13 protein-coding genes are annotated in these 14,142 nt (G+C 71.0%); 10 read left to right on the forward strand and 3 right to left on the reverse strand.

Annotated elements, in window-relative coordinates:
- From ACZZ0J_RS10950 to ACZZ0J_RS10995, 10 genes are read left to right on the forward strand one after another with little or no spacing between them, the layout of a single operon-like run.
- Complete coding sequence (locus ACZZ0J_RS10950) at window positions 1-1,839, forward strand: WXG100 family type VII secretion target (RefSeq protein ID WP_463436865.1); 1,839 nt, start codon at window positions 1-3, stop codon at window positions 1,837-1,839.
- A complete protein-coding gene (locus ACZZ0J_RS10955) occupies window positions 1,836-2,444 on the forward strand; it encodes a hypothetical protein (RefSeq protein WP_463436867.1) in 609 nt (202 codons plus the stop codon). The genes ACZZ0J_RS10950 and ACZZ0J_RS10955 overlap by 4 nt, the downstream gene beginning before the upstream one ends.
- Complete coding sequence (locus ACZZ0J_RS10960) at window positions 2,435-3,268, forward strand: hypothetical protein (RefSeq protein ID WP_463436869.1); 834 nt, start codon at window positions 2,435-2,437, stop codon at window positions 3,266-3,268. The genes ACZZ0J_RS10955 and ACZZ0J_RS10960 overlap by 10 nt, the downstream gene beginning before the upstream one ends.
- Window positions 3,268-3,810, forward strand: coding sequence for a hypothetical protein (locus ACZZ0J_RS10965; RefSeq protein ID WP_463436871.1), 543 nt, complete (start codon window positions 3,268-3,270; stop codon window positions 3,808-3,810). The genes ACZZ0J_RS10960 and ACZZ0J_RS10965 overlap by 1 nt, the downstream gene beginning before the upstream one ends.
- Complete coding sequence (locus tag ACZZ0J_RS10970) at window positions 3,807-4,889, forward strand: hypothetical protein (RefSeq protein WP_463436872.1); 1,083 nt, start codon at window positions 3,807-3,809, stop codon at window positions 4,887-4,889. The genes ACZZ0J_RS10965 and ACZZ0J_RS10970 overlap by 4 nt, the downstream gene beginning before the upstream one ends.
- Before the next feature lie 24 nt (window positions 4,890-4,913).
- Window positions 4,914-5,084 carry a hypothetical protein gene (locus tag ACZZ0J_RS10975; RefSeq protein ID WP_463436874.1) on the forward strand — a complete coding sequence of 57 codons (171 nt, stop codon included), beginning with the start codon at window positions 4,914-4,916 and terminating at the stop codon, window positions 5,082-5,084.
- Between the two features lie 2 nt (window positions 5,085-5,086).
- Window positions 5,087-5,764, forward strand: coding sequence for a phosphoribosyltransferase family protein (locus ACZZ0J_RS10980; RefSeq protein WP_463436876.1), 678 nt, complete (start codon window positions 5,087-5,089; stop codon window positions 5,762-5,764).
- Window positions 5,761-7,353, forward strand: coding sequence for a nicotinate phosphoribosyltransferase (locus tag ACZZ0J_RS10985; protein ID WP_463436878.1), 1,593 nt, complete (start codon window positions 5,761-5,763; stop codon window positions 7,351-7,353). Before ACZZ0J_RS10980 ends, ACZZ0J_RS10985 begins: the two co-directional genes overlap by 4 nt.
- Window positions 7,350-8,000: a hypothetical protein gene (locus tag ACZZ0J_RS10990; RefSeq protein ID WP_463436880.1), complete on the forward strand. Its 651-nt coding sequence runs from the start codon at window positions 7,350-7,352 to the stop codon at window positions 7,998-8,000. Before ACZZ0J_RS10985 ends, ACZZ0J_RS10990 begins: the two co-directional genes overlap by 4 nt.
- An 18-nt stretch (window positions 8,001-8,018) precedes the next feature.
- Entirely contained in the window at window positions 8,019-8,654 is a 636-nt protein-coding gene (locus ACZZ0J_RS10995; RefSeq protein WP_463436882.1) for a pyridoxine/pyridoxamine 5'-phosphate oxidase, read from the forward strand.
- Between the two features lie 183 nt (window positions 8,655-8,837).
- On the opposite strand, the gene ACZZ0J_RS11000 is transcribed toward ACZZ0J_RS10995, so the two are convergent.
- The 3 genes from ACZZ0J_RS11000 to ACZZ0J_RS11010 are packed head-to-tail and all read right to left on the reverse strand — an operon-like array spanning window position 8,838 to window position 14,028.
- Entirely contained in the window at window positions 8,838-11,237 is a 2,400-nt protein-coding gene (locus tag ACZZ0J_RS11000; protein ID WP_463436884.1) for a GNAT family N-acetyltransferase, read from the reverse strand.
- The gene (locus ACZZ0J_RS11005; protein WP_463436886.1) at window positions 11,234-12,610 is read right to left on the reverse strand and encodes a lysine N(6)-hydroxylase/L-ornithine N(5)-oxygenase family protein; all 1,377 of its coding nucleotides are present in this window, start codon (window positions 12,608-12,610) and stop codon (window positions 11,234-11,236) included. Before ACZZ0J_RS11005 ends, ACZZ0J_RS11000 begins: the two co-directional genes overlap by 4 nt.
- Complete coding sequence (locus ACZZ0J_RS11010; protein WP_463436888.1) at window positions 12,607-14,028, reverse strand: pyridoxal phosphate-dependent decarboxylase family protein; 1,422 nt, start codon at window positions 14,026-14,028, stop codon at window positions 12,607-12,609. Before ACZZ0J_RS11010 ends, ACZZ0J_RS11005 begins: the two co-directional genes overlap by 4 nt.
- Between the last annotated feature and the right edge of the window lie 114 nt (window positions 14,029-14,142).

The raw sequence follows: 14,142 nt of genomic DNA on the forward strand, positions 1-14,142 counted from the left end.
ATGGGGCGGCCGTCGGGGTGGGATGTCGTCGATCAGGGTGATGATCCGGTCAAGGGTGATCCGTCGACGTTGCGGATGATGTCGCGGGAGTACCAGCGCATCTCCGACGCGGCGGATGACGCCTCGACCCGGCTGCAGTCGGTGAAGGGGTCCGGGTGGCTGACCGACTGGGAGGGTGAAGCAGCCGACGTGTTCGTCGACGCGATCGAGGACACCCCGTCGGACCTGACCAAGCTCGTCGACTCGTACGAACTCGCCGCGACGGCGTTGTCGGGGTGGGCGGACACGGTCGATGACACCCAGTACCGGGCTGATGGGGCGCTCGCGGACGCGAAGGACGCCTCCGGGGACCTCGCCGCGGCGCAGGACCGGCTCTCCGATGCGCAGTCGAACCTGTCGCACTACCAGTCGGCGTCGAAGGACCTGTCGAAGGTCGCGGACGAGTACCCGGCCGGCTCCGACGTGCCCGACGGGGTGGACGTGCCGTCGCCGGCGCAGCTGCGGGCGGCGTCCGACAACGCCGCTGTCGCGCAGGGGTCCGTGTCGTCCGCGCAGGGCGACATCGCGGCGGCGCAGTCGCGGATCGACGCAGCGAAGCGGCTCGTGGCGGATGCGAAGGGTGACTGGCAGGACGCGGAGCAGCGGACCGCGACGAAGATCGGTGAAGCCGCCGACGCGGGGCTGGGGAAGCAGTCCACGTGGGACAAGATCTTCGGGTCCGAGGCGTGGGAGACCATCGTCTCCATCGCGAAGGTCGTCGTCGCTGTGGGCGGCATCATCGTCATGATCATCGGCGGGCCACTCGCCTGGATCGTGCTCGGCGCAGCCCTGCTCGTACTCGCTGACACCCTGTACAAGATGTCGAAGGGCACCGCCGACGGGTGGGACCTCGCCTTCGCGTTGCTCGACTGCATCCCGGGGATGAAGGGGATCACCACCGCCGGACGGCTCCTGTCCGCAGCCGGCGACGCACGCAAGGCGTTCTCGCTCGCCCGCTCGACCGGATCGCTCGGCTCGCTCGCCGGCCGGACCCTCAGCGGAGCTGGCCGCTACGGCGTGATGGCGCTCAAGGAGCTTCCGCTGGCGGTGAAGCAGTTCGCGTCAAACCCGACGCGGCGACTCGAGCGCATGGCGCTCCAGGTGCGCTACCTGACCCCAGCGAACATGGTGCACAGCGCCGTCGATGCGGCGAAGGGGCTGCACACCGGCTTCTCGGGGTCGCAGGGCAAGCCGATCGTCGAGCGCCTCACCGACGCCTTCACCGCGAGTGACCGCGCCTTCAACCGCACCGTCAGCGGCGCCTACAACGCCCACGTGTCCGACATCGCTCGGACGGATCCGGCCCGGGCCAGCCAGCTGTGGCAGGGCGGCGACGGCTACTACGGTGTCGACTCGATGACCAACGTGACCGGCCCGCACGCGCAGATCGACGCGTTCGCCTCGACGCCGTCCGGCATGCAGAGCCCGTCGGCGAGCTACGCCGTCCCGAACGCCCCGAGCGGCGACTCCGCCGCGTTCCACGAATCGGCCCAGGTCGGCGCGAACTTCGACTACCCGACCCCGTACCGTGAAGACGTCTCAGTCGCACACATCGGAGCGGACCAGCCGTACGCCGTCGGTACGGCGCAGGCCAACCCGCAGTTCGGCGCCGGCGGTGGAACGCAGTACTTCCACTCCGGCATGGCGACCGACAGCCCATCGCCGTTCCCGGCAGGCGGGCCTTCCGGCATGGACCCGAGCGTTCGGTCGATCACCGAGTCGGTCGGTATGCGCGGAGCCCTGCACGCACCGTGGCGCGCGGTGGCCTACACGCAGCCGCTCGTCGGGAGCAACGAATGATCCACGAGGGCTTCCCGGACGTCCTCGTCGTGGGACCGGTCGCCGATCGGTCGTTCTCCGATGACGGCCGGCTGGTCATCGATTACGGCACGGCACCTCGGTGGTCCCCTGACGCAACGCTCCCGGATCTCGTCGCACGGGCGAAACTCCTGGCGCTGCTCCTCGACGCGCTCGACCCCGAAGTCGACGTCCGAGTCGGCGCACGTCACCAGTTCCTGCTCAACGACCACATCGACGGGCGCGTCGACACCCGCGCCGGTGGGACTCCGCCGCGCCTGCTCGCGTACGGCTCGCTGACGACCATTGTGATCCGGTCGAGTGACCTCGGCCGACTCGTGGATGTCCGCAACGAACCCTCGATGGCACAAGGGCTCTTCACCTTCCCCCGCGGCGCCGAAGTCGTCTCGCAGATCGGCCCCGGAGCCGCACTCACGCGCTACGGCGACACCGGGTACTTCGACCAGGTCCTCTCCTTCGAGACCGACGGTGCTCCATCGCCCTCGAAGCAGACCACCAAGGCACTGCACCGATGGACGAAGATCGTCGATGGCTGGCGGAAGAAGGCCACTCCCGCGCAACGGGAACTCGAAGGCCCGTGGATCTGAGCGACCCGGCCGAGCTCACGGCCTGGCGACGGGCGGTCGACACGGACCTGTGGATGCTGGCGACGGAGGACGGCGTCCCGGCGGTCATCGCCCCGGCTGACGAGTCGCCCCAGGCCGTCGCGCTCGCGTTCCTCGACCAGCAACAGGCTCAGGCCGCGGCCCCGGACGACGCGGTCCTCCTGCACACGACGCTGTGGTCGGCGCTCCGCGCGACCCCGGCCGACGTGGCTCTCCTGCTCCAGCCCGGCCAGCCCGACGAGCAGGTCCTGCTGCCCGAGGACATCGACCGGATCGTCGGTGGGTCGCGGGACCGCGCGCCGGTGCTCTCACCCCGCGACCTGGCGATCACGTCGATGATCCCCGCGGTGATCGTGGACGGAGTCGTCAGCCCGCAACCGGATGGTCTGCCCGTGGGGGTGCTCCTCGACCAGGCCGGCCGATCCGGCGTCCCGTCGACGCTGGCGGTGGGGCCGACGATGCCCCTCGAACTCGACGCATGGACGACGGCGGCACTCGTCCGAGCGGCGAGCCCGTTCCCGGCGGGGTTCGACGTCGTCGTCGGTGCCCCGAAGCCGGAGCAGTACCCGGCGGTGACCGACTTCCGCGAACAGTACGACGGGGCGGCGATCAGCACGGTCGGTGTCATCGTCGAACGGGCGTCCGAGCGGATCGTGGTACTCGTCGACACGGATGACGCCGACGAACTCGGACGCGTCCGGGTCCAGGCCGCATCGCTCGTGCCCCTGCCCGTCTTCGTGACCGATCGCCGGTCCTCACCGGAGCAGGCGTGGGTGCTCGGGCGGCCCGACAGCCACGTGTCCTGATGCTGACCTGGCGCGCGAGTACCCGTCAGACGACGGTCCGGGCCGTACCGGTTCCGAACGGCCTCTCCCTGGCGATCGAGTCCGATGGTCGCCCCGCCACCGAACCGCACGATCGGGGTGTTCGTGTCGAGTTCGCGTACTCGGTCGCCGAGGACCGTCCGGCGACGCGGGGCGTCGCGACGCGGCCGGTGATCCGGCAGTCCCTGCTCGAGGACGAGTGGAGCGGTCGCTTCGTCGTGCAGGTCGACGCCGCCGAAGGACACGGCGACGGCGTCCCGATCACGGAGCAGCATCCACGGCGCCCAGGTCTGCTCCCGTTCGCACCGTCCGGCGTCCGCGTCCTCGAGCTGTCGGGAGCCAACGGGATCTGGGGGGACGTCGTCAGCAGACTTGCTCGGCCGCACTCGGCATGGATGCTCCTCGAGGCGTCGACGGGCGGTGCGAGCTGCACCGTCGTCGACTCCCTCGACGCCGTCCCCCGTGCCTGGCGCACGGCCGCCCGCAACCTGCTCGGGCCGACATCGGCATCGACGCCCGGATGACCGAGTACGCGCGAACGGCGCACCGCCAGGGCGAGACGACGCCAGCCATGATCACCGTGAGCTCCGAGCCGTCCGGCGCGGACGGCCGGTTTCGCTACTCAGTGACCGTCGTCGTCGACGGTGTCGAGCACGTCGCCGTCGAGGACGACGCCTTCGAGGCCCTGTCGACGGTGCGGATGGAGCTCGAACGACGCGGCTGGCTGCTCGGCGTCGAGGGTGCACGGATCGACGTCTGGCCGAGCGGCATGGCGAGGGACCAGGGCGGGGGCCTTCACGCCTACCGGCTCCGACGTGGGCGTTCTCCCCGTTCAGCGGACCTGGTCGACGTGTTCGCTCCGGCTGCCGATCACCTGACGACCGTGGCCGAGCAGCGCCTGGCGGTCGGGGTCGCGCCACTCGATCTTGCTGCCGCATCGTACGAGGACGCCGACGAGGTGGTCTCGGTCTCGGCACCGTGCGACCAGCTCGTCGCCGAACGGAGCCGGCGAGGCGGCCTCCGTGCCGCACTCTTCGGTGGCCGACGCCCCGGCGACGAGCGATGGCAGGTCGTGCGTTCGCTGGTCGGCGATGCACTGCGACCAGACGAACGGGACGAGGCCGAAGCGCTGTCCGACGAACCGGACGGTGTGCGGCTCGTGACGACGGTCGGTGCGGACGAGGACGGTGTGCGGTGGTCGGACCTCGTCGACATCCGGGTCGACGAGGCTGGCGTGGTGCGGGTCCGACGGTTCCGACGCCGCTACACCGGACGGACCCGCGCGCACGTGGAGGTGCTGCTCGACACCCGCGCGCAGGGCCTGCCGACAACCGGATTCCGACCCACCGAGTTGGCAGCGCTCACCCGGCAACGGCAAGTCGAAGCGCTGCGGCGACACATCGAGGGGCTCGGCATGGTGCCGTCGACCGCGATCGACGCCATGTTCTGGCCCGACCACGGTCGCGTCCCGACGGGGCGCGACGACGACCAGGGGGCGAACACGACCTTCCACGGCACGGCCGACGGGGTGGCGTACACGGTGCTCGTCAGCGGTGCCGGGCACCTCCGGATCGTTCGGGAAGAACCGTTCTTGTCCCATTGACAATTACCGTGGTACGGTCGAGCCATGGCAGTCGAACTCAGCACCTGGGACGCCCAGGGCAACCAGACGGCAGCGACGTTCTCCACCATGCGGTTCCCCGCCGGTGAAGCCCACGTCAAGGTCGCGAACGACACCGCCGAGCCGGGGGCCTCACCGAGATCGCGACCCTGCGCGGCACGAACGGCGACGATCTGATCATGCTCGGCATGTGGGCGGACGCCGTGCGACAGCGCGGATCGAAGTCCGTCGCGCTCGTCCCCTACCTGCCCGGTGCCCGGCAGGACCGCGGCCTGCCGTTCGGCGCGAAGGTCTACGCCGACGTCCTCAACGGCTTCCACCTCGACCAGGTCATCGCGTTCGACCCGCACTCGCCGGTCATCGTCGGACTCGTCGACAACCTGACCGTCGTCACGAGCGAGCAGGTCGTCCGTGACGCCGTGGTCAGCGCACCCGAGTACGACGGCGGCGACCCGTACACCGGCATCATCGCCCCCGACAAGGGTGCGGTACCCCGCGCCACCGCGGTCGCTGAGGCGTGCGGGCTGCCGCTGTACCGCGCCGAGAAGCACCGCAACCCCGACACCGGCAAGCTCGACGGCTTCACCTGCGAGCCACTCCCCGACACCGGCCGGTTCCTGGTGGTCGACGACATCTGCGACGGCGGCGGCACGTTCATGGGCCTCGCCGGCTCGACGGGCCTGCCCAAGGAGCGCCTCAGCCTCTGGATCTCGCACGGCGTCTTCTCCGGTCGGGCCGCACAGCTCGCCGACCACTTCGGCGAGATCGTCACCACCGACTCGTACCCCGCGCAGAACGCCATCGACGGCCTGCGCACGATCGCACTCACCCCCTACCTGACGGAGCAGATCCGATGACGCAGACCACGAGCACCACGAGCACCGAGAGCCCCCGCACGACCACGGGGATCGAACCGCGCATCACCACGGCGAGCCCGATCGCGCCCCTGCTGGCCGTCGACGGCTACAAGCACTCGCACCGGCAGGTCTACCCGGCCGGCACCACCCGCATCCTCATCAACTGGACGAACCGGTCGAACGCGCACATGCCCGAGTCGACGCACGCCGTGGTCTTCGGGCTGCAGGCGTTCATCCAGCGCTCGCTCGTCGAGGCCTGGGCACCGTTCTTCGCGGCGGACGAAGACGAGGTCGTCCGGCTCTTCGACGACGCGCTGCAGAGCTACTTCGGCCCGAACCACATCGGCACCGACCACGTCCGGGCCCTGCACCGTCTCGGTTACCTGCCCCTCGAGATCCGTGCGCTGCCCGAGGGCACCCTCGCTCCGATCGGCGTCGCGACGCTGACCGTCGAGAACACGATCGACGAGTTCTACTGGCTGCCCAACTACATCGAGACCGCCCTGTCGGCGTCGATCTGGCACCCGTCGACGGTCGCGACGAAGGCGCTCGAGTACCGCGACCTGATGGAGGACTGGGCCGCCCGCACCGGCGCGGTCCCGGCCGGCATCGACTTCGCCGCGCACGACTTCTCGTTCCGTGGGCAGTCGAGCATCGAGTCGGCCGCAGCGGGCGGCGCGGGCCACCTGCTCTCGTTCCTCGGCACCGACTCGATGCCGTCGCTCGACTTCATCGACCGCTACTACCCGGGCGACAACGGTTGGGTGGCCGCGAGCGTGCCCGCCACCGAGCACAGCGTGATGTGCGTCCGCGGCGCCGACGGCGAGCTGGCGACGTTCGAGCAGATCCTCGACGTGTACCCGACGGGTATCGTCTCGGCGGTCAGCGACGGCTTCGACCTGTTCAAGGTCATCACCGAGACCCTGCCGCAGCTGAAGGACCGCATCACCGGTCGTGACGGCAAGCTCGTCATCCGCCCCGACTCGGGCGACCCGGTCGACATCGTCACCGGCACCTTGCACGGCGTCGACGAGGCGGAACTCTTCGCCGCCGACCGCAGCCACGAGCAGAAGGGCGTCGTCGAACTGCTCGACGAGATCTTCGGGCACACCGTGAACGAGCAGGGCTTCAAGGTCCTCGACCAGCACATCGGCGTCATCTACGGCGACAGCATCACGCTCGACCGTGCCCGTCGCATCTACGAGCGCCTGGCCGCCAAGGGGTACTCGAGCGACAACATCGTGCTCGGCATCGGGTCGTACACGTACCAGTACATGACCCGCGACAACCTCGGCAGCGCGGTCAAGGCCACGTGGGCACTCGTCGACGGCGAGCCCGTCGACATCCAGAAGGACCCGAAGACCGGCAGCGGCAAGAAGAGCGCGAAGGGCCGCATCGCCCTGCACCGCGACGAGACTGGCGAGATCCGGCAGACCGACCAGGCCACGGCCGACGACGAGGCGAGCAGCCTGCTCCAGCCGGTGTGGGTCGACGGCCGCTTCACGCGCCTCCAGTCCTTCGCCGACGTCCGCCAGACGCTCCGCGACGAGCGTTCGGCTCGTGCCACCCGCCGGGCGGCCACCGCGTGACCGATGCCGCAGCGGCGATCCGCGACCAACCGCTCATCGCGATCGACGTCGTCCCGGTGTCCTTCGTGACGACGGACGGTCTGCGGGTCGCCACCGCGCGTCGGGCGTACGCACCGTACGTCGGACAGGAAGCGCTCCCCGGCGTGCTCCTCGACGGCACCGAGATCCTTGCCGACGGTGCACGGCGCGCCCTGCGGTCCAAGGTCGGCGTCGGCTCGACGGCGGTACGCCACCTCGCGCAGGTCGGCGCGTTCGACGGGCCCGACCGCGATCCACGGAGCTCCGCGATCAGCATCGCGTTCCTCGCAGTCATCGACCCGGCAGCGCACGCCGACGCGACGTGGCACGACGTCGGCACGCTCCCGCTCGGACTGCCGTTCGACCACGACCGGATCGTCGCCTCGGCGCTCGAGCGTGCACGGGTCCTCCTCTGGTCAGACCTGCCGTTCACGCGAGCGCTGCTCGGCGATCCGTTCACCACGGCGGACGCCGCTCGGCTGCGGATCGCCCTGACGGGGACCACACCGGACCCGGGCAACCTCAACCGGACGCTCCGTACGAACACCGCGCTTGCCCGGGTCGACCTCCCAGCGAGTGCGGGACCCCGGGGCGGGCGTCCCCCGGCAGCCTGGACGTGGCAGGACTGAGCACGGTTGGGTGGACCCATGTCCTCTTCCCTGTCCGGTGACGACTCCCTGCACCTGCCCGAGTTCGACGCGCCCCCGGCGTCGCCGTTCGACCTCGCGCAGCAGTGGCTGGATGCCGCGGACGAACGCGACGTCTCGGAGCCGAAGTCGATGACCCTCGCCACGGCCGGTGCGGACGGTCGAGTGTCCGCCCGCACGGTCGACGTGAAGCGACTCGACGACCGCGGGCTCGTGTTCGGCACCTCGACGCTCAGCCCGAAGGGTCGTCAGCTCGCCGAGAACCCACACGCGGCGCTGCAGGTCTACTGGCGCGAGACGATGCAACAGCTCCGGTTCGAGGGCCGGGCGGTGCAGCTGTCCGACGACGAATCCGACGCGCTGTTCACCGATCGGTCGCCGAAGTCCCGCGCCGCCACAGCCATCGCCGACCAGTCCGCCGTGCTCGAACCGCGGACGCTGCAGGACCTGATCGACGACGCCAACGTGTTGCTCGACGAGTCCGACGACGCCGTGCCGCGGCCGGCTGGGTGGGTCGCGTGGCGGCTCGAACCCGACGTCGTGGAGTTCTGGCACGGCAGTCGCGACCGGATGCACCGCCGCCTGCAGTACGTGCTCGCCGACGGCGCCTGGTCGGCCACCCGCTTGCAGCCGTAGTCGAGTCCGCTCCCGGTCAGTCCCGCTGCCACCACGATGGCTTCGGGGACTCGACGGTGATCGTCAGCGACCCGCACCGGCGCCGTCGCCGCTCCGGCTGGTGCGAGGTTGATCACTCCGTGCGCGCTTCTTGCGCTGCACGGAGTGGTCAACCTCGCACCGAGAGAGTCCGCGGCGCAGCCCCTACCGCCCGATCGGGTTCGCCATCGCCCCCGCCCGGATGAGCGACGACGACTGGTCCGCCAGGTCGACCATCGACAGGGTGTTGCGCAGCTGCAGCCGGTTCAGGCAGGAGTGCTCGAACGTCGGCACCCGCAGGTCCAGCGGCCGTCGGCGCTCCGGGTGCGCGGCGGCGTGCGCGTCGATGCACTCCCCCACGACCTCCCAGAACCGACCCTCCGGCAGCACTCCGTCGTCGTCGAGGATCGCCGCGACGAACCGCAGCACCCCGTCGAACACGTCGGTGAACACCGCGAGCGCGGCTTCGTCGTCGGACACCGGGTGCACGATCCGGTCGATGTCGGCGGGCACGGGGCGATCGTCGTGCCGCCCGAGCACCGCTGCCTCTTCCCCGATGTCCTTCATGACGGCACGGACCACGGCACCGTCGCGGACGACGAGCACGAGGTTCTCGCCGTGTGGCATGAACACCAGGTCGTGCACGGTCAGGCAGTGCACGACCGGCAACAGGTAGGCGTCGAGCCAGCGCCGCACCCACTCGTCGGCAGGAAGCCCCGACACCTCGATCAGCGCGGAGACGACGGCGTTCCCCGCGGCGTCCCGATGCAGCAGCGCCGCCATCGTCAGCAGTCGCTCGCCGTCCGTCACCCGCGGCAGAGGGCTCTCCCGCCACAGTGCCGCGAGCATCTTGCGCTGCGGCGACGACACGTCGACCCGGTGGTAGGCGTCGCCGGTGTACCCGATGGCGGCGTGCTCCCGGAGCACCGAGAACCCGACCGACTCGAGTGTCGGGTCGGCGGCGACGATCGACTCGACCCAGTCGTTCACGGCCGGGGTGTTCCGCATGTACGCGGGCGACATCCCCCGCAGGAACCCCATGTTCTGCACGGCGAGCGCCGTCTTGACGTACGAGCGGGTCGGGTCCGAGTGGTCGAACGCGGTGCGGATGGACTGCTGCGGCTGGTACTCGTCCGGCCCGTCGCCGAGGTCGACGAGGTCCTGCCGCCCCAGGTCGGGTGCGAACGTCACGGCGATCCGGTGCTGCCACTGCCAGGGGTGCACGGGGATCCACACGTAGTCGTCGGGGTCGAGGCCGCGACGTTCCAGCGTGGAGCGGAACCCGGCCACGACCGCTTCGGAGAGCTCCGCCTCCCAGTGGGCTTCTTCGGTCCGGTCCGCGGCGAGCGCCAGGTGCGTGTGCGCACGTCGGGCGGCGAGCCACCGGTAGCGGAAGCGGCCGCCGACCTCCGGCGCGAAGGCGCGGTACTCGTCGAGCCCGAACCCGATCCGCCCGTTCGCGGCGACGAACGCCGGGTGGCCCTCGGTCATCGCCGCCTCGACGTCCTGGAACGAGGCGACGACGTCGTCGACGGACGAACCGGACGAGCCGGCCGAGCCCGCAGCGGACCGCCCACGCGCGAGCTGCGCCGCCGACGGTCCACCCCGCCGGTGCTTCGCGGCGGCGCTCGCCAGGGTCGAGGCGATCTCCTCCAGGTAGGTACCGAGCAGCTCGTCGGGGATCCCGAGTACCTCGTGCAGTTCGAGCACGAGGTCCTGCGCACTGAGCGACGCCGGTAGCCCAGAGCGAGTGCGCGTCAGCGAGGCTTCGTCGATCGACCAGTGCTCGAGCACGTGCTGCCGTGCCCGGAACCGGTAGGTCGAGTCCCCCGCGTCGAGCCGCCACCCGTCCCCGTCCGGCACGGGTTCGATCAGCCGCTCGTGAGTGAACTCGGCGATGGCCTTCGCCACCAGGTGTCGTTCTGCGGGTTCCAGGTGCTCGGGTCGCAGGTGCGCGGCCGGGCCGTCGTCGTCGGGCACGCCGATCCGGTCGGTGTCGAGGACCGACAACAGGGCCCGCTTGCCGTCGACGTCCACCTGGCGCAGGGCGCGGAAGCCCACCTCGGTGTTCTTCGCCTGCACCGCGGAGTTCCGGACGTCCGGCTCGACGACGACCCGGCGTGCACCGAGGACGTCGCGGCAGTGCTCGACGACGGCGCGCATCACGGCGCTCGTCAGTCCGTGCACGCGGCCGCTGGCCGGCACCGGTGCGACGAGCAGGTGCATACCGACGTCGCCGGGCTCCGCCGCCCACACGTCGGTGAGCAGGACGGCGGCGGGGTCGTAGGTCTCGACCAGGAAGCACGGCTCACCGTCGCGTCGGCCGAGCCACGCAGCCTGCGCCGGGTCCGCCTGCACGCCGGCCAGGTAGTCGCGGACCTCTGCCACGTCGAGGTGCCCCATCTCCCACCACGACGACGCCGGGTGGGCGAGCCACGACCGGACGACGGCGGCGTCGCGGTCCGGGTCCACGGGTTCGACGGCCAGGAGGCCCGGAGCGGCTCCGGCAGACACCGTCGCCTCGGGCGCACCGGCCAGTGCAGTGCCCGTCACGTGCGCGCTCATGCGGGCACCTCCGTGCGCTCGGTCGCCTGCCGGGCCGGCGCGCGGTGCGCGCCGTCGGGTGGGGTGGTGGACTGGTCCGTGGCGGGCAGGCCGAACTCCTGGAAGGCGATCCGGGCCTCCAGGCCGTACACGGGGCGACCCGTGACGGACCGGATGATCGATGCGTTCCGCCACGCACCCATGCCGAGGTCGGGCGCGGTCAGGCCGTGCGTGTGCTCCTCGGCGTTCTGCACCCAGATGCGTCCGCCGAGCGTGTCGACGTGGTGATCGCGCGCGACGGCCAGGCGACCACGGGAGTCACGGGCGACGAGGTGCTCGACGGGGTCGAGGAACCGTGGTGTGCGCGGCGTGTACCCGGTCGCCAGGACGAGCCGCTCGACCTCGTGCTCGTACGTCTCGCCGAGCTGCTCGTGGCGGAGCATCAGCCGGTACGTCCCCCGGTCGGCGAGCCACTCGGCGTCGACGACACTCGTCTCGGTGCGCAGGGTCGTCGGGATCGGGCCTCGAGCGCTGATGCGGTACAGCTGGTCGTAGAGCTCGTCGACGAGGTCCGCGCTGATGCCCTTGTAGAGTCCGCGCTGCTCGCGCCCGAGGCGGTCGCGCTCCCCCTCGGGCAGGCCGTGGAAGTGGTCCGTGTAGTCCGGACTCGTCATCTCGAGCGTGAGCTTCGTGTCCTCCATCGGGAAGAACCGCGGCGACCGGGTGATCCAGTCGAGCCGGTAGTCGTCCTGGCGCAGGTCCTCGAGCAGCTCGCGGTAGACCTCGGCGGCGGACTGCCCGCTGCCGATCACCGCGATCGAGGCGGCACCGCGGAGCGCGTCGCGGTTCGGCAGGAACTCGGCGGAGTGGATGACCGGTCCGGCGATCCCGCGCAGCGGGGCGGGGACCGACGGCTCCGTACCGATGCCGACCACGACGTGGCGTGCGCGGTACGTCTCGGGACCCTGATCGGTCTCGGCGTGCACCGTGAACACGTCCGTCGCCGGGTCGTGCTCGACTGCCGTGACGGACCGGCCCCACCGGAGGGTGCCGAGCCGGTCGGCGGCCCAGCGGCAGTAGGCGTCGTACTCGCTGCGCAGGGGGTGGAAGTCCTCGCGGATGTAGAACGGGTACAGGCGGCCGGTCTCCTTGAGCCAGGCGAGGAACGAGAACGGCGAGGTCGGGTCGGCCATCGTCACCAGGTCCGCCATGAAGGGCACCTGGATCGTGGCGTCGTCGAGCATCATGCCGTGGTGCCAGGCGAACCCGTCGGCGGCGTCGAGGAACACCGCGTCGAGGTCGTCGAGCGGGTCGGTGAGGCAGGCGAGGCCGAGGTTGAACGGGCCGATGCCGATGCCGATCAGGTCGTGGACGGGCTGCTCGTCGTGGCTCATCGGATCGCTCCTTCCGGGGTGGTGGTGACGACTCGGACACGCTCCGCGGTCGCGGCGACGTGGTCGAGCGACGCGCGCATCTGCGCCGGGGTGGTCTCGGGGTTGAGCAGCGTCAGCTTGTTGCAGGGTCGGCCGTCGATCACGGTCTTCGCGATGAGGACCCGGCCCTCGGCGAGCAGCGCCGCGCGGACCGGGGCGACCAGGGCGTCGGCGTCGTCGTCCGTCATGCCGGCGGGCTGCCAGCGGAAGAGCACGGTGCTGAGCTGCGTCGGCGCGACGAGCACCAGGTCGGGGTGCTCCTCGACGATCCGGTGGGTGGCGGCGGCGAGGTCGATGACGGCGTCGAACGCGGTGCCGATCGCGTCGGCCCCGGTCGCGCGCAGCGTGGCCCAGAGCTTCAGGGCGTCGAAGCGGCGGGTGGTCTGCAGCGACTTGTCGACCTGGTTCGGCTCGGCGGCGTCCTCGGGATTGAGGTAGTCGGCGTACCAGGCCGTCCGGCGCAGGTCGGCCGGGTCACGGACGAGCAGTGCACTCGAGGACACCGGCTGGAAGAACGACTTGTGCAGATCGGTCGTCACGCTGCGCGCCCGCTCGATGCCGGCGAGCAGGTGCCGACGCGTCGGGGAGACGAGCAGTCCACAGCCGTACGCGGCGTCGACGTGCAGCCAGACGTCCTCCAGATCACACACGTCGGCGATCGGCTCGATCGGGTCGATGACCCCGCGGTCGGTGGTGCCGGCGGTCGCGACGACCGCGATCGGGGTACGGCCCGCTGCCCGGGTCGCGGCGATCGCCTCCGCGAGGGCTGCCGGTCGCATCCGACCGGCGTGGTCCGTGGCGACGTCGACCACGGCCTCGAGCCCGAGGAGTCGTGCCGACTTCGCGATGCTGAAGTGCGTCTCCGCCGTCGTGAACACGGTTCCGGCCACACCGACCGCTTCGCGCGCCAGCAGCAGTGCCTGCAGGTTGGACTGCGATCCGCCCGAGGTGAACACCCCGTCGCCGGCAGCGAACCCAGCCCGGCGGGCCAGCCAGTCGACCACATGGCGTTCGATGTCCGTGCCGATGCGGGACTGGTCCCAGGTGTCGACCGACGGGTTCACCGCGGCGAGGACGGACTCGGCGGCGACCGCGGGCAGCGCGACCGGGCAGTTCAGGTGCGCGAGGTAGCCGGGGTCGTGGAACCACACGGCCTCGCGGACGAACAGGTCGTCGAGTTCGGCGAGCGCCTGTTCCGTCCCGACGGGAGCGGCGTCCAGGTCGACCGCGCGCACCCGGTCGTGCAGCGCGTCCGGGGCGGTCGCGGTCGTCGGGCGGTCGACGGTGGCGAGTCGGTCGGCGAGCTGGTCCACCGTCGACCCGACGGTCGACCGGTAGCGCTCGGCGTTGGCAGTGGTCAGCAGTTCGATGGGTGTCACGTTAGGTAAGGCTAACCTCACCTGCTTTTCGGTGTCACCCGAACAGGGGTGGACTCCCAGGTCTCGGGCGTGGCGCGACGTCCTCGTGCCCACGACGAACGCACCCCGCCGGGG

The organism is Curtobacterium sp. AC272 (assembly GCF_979258155.1).

What these genes read in the sequence shown, in the direction of transcription:
- ACZZ0J_RS10985 (WP_463436878.1), top strand. Translation starts at nt 5,761, where the DNA reads ATGACGCAGACCACGAGCACCACGAGCACCGAGAGCCCCCGCACGACC.
- ACZZ0J_RS11005 (WP_463436886.1), bottom strand. Translation starts at nt 12,610, where the DNA reads ATGAGCCACGACGAGCAGCCCGTCCACGACCTGATCGGCATCGGCATC.
- ACZZ0J_RS10950 (WP_463436865.1), top strand. Translation starts at nt 1, where the DNA reads ATGGGGCGGCCGTCGGGGTGGGATGTCGTCGATCAGGGTGATGATCCG.
- ACZZ0J_RS10975 (WP_463436874.1), top strand. Translation starts at nt 4,914, where the DNA reads ATGGCAGTCGAACTCAGCACCTGGGACGCCCAGGGCAACCAGACGGCA.
- ACZZ0J_RS10995 (WP_463436882.1), top strand. Translation starts at nt 8,019, where the DNA reads ATGTCCTCTTCCCTGTCCGGTGACGACTCCCTGCACCTGCCCGAGTTC.
- ACZZ0J_RS10980 (WP_463436876.1), top strand. Translation starts at nt 5,087, where the DNA reads ATGCTCGGCATGTGGGCGGACGCCGTGCGACAGCGCGGATCGAAGTCC.
- ACZZ0J_RS10970 (WP_463436872.1), top strand. Translation starts at nt 3,807, where the DNA reads ATGACCGAGTACGCGCGAACGGCGCACCGCCAGGGCGAGACGACGCCA.
- ACZZ0J_RS10955 (WP_463436867.1), top strand. Translation starts at nt 1,836, where the DNA reads ATGATCCACGAGGGCTTCCCGGACGTCCTCGTCGTGGGACCGGTCGCC.
- ACZZ0J_RS11000 (WP_463436884.1), bottom strand. Translation starts at nt 11,237, where the DNA reads ATGAGCGCGCACGTGACGGGCACTGCACTGGCCGGTGCGCCCGAGGCG.
- ACZZ0J_RS10965 (WP_463436871.1), top strand. Translation starts at nt 3,268, where the DNA reads ATGCTGACCTGGCGCGCGAGTACCCGTCAGACGACGGTCCGGGCCGTA.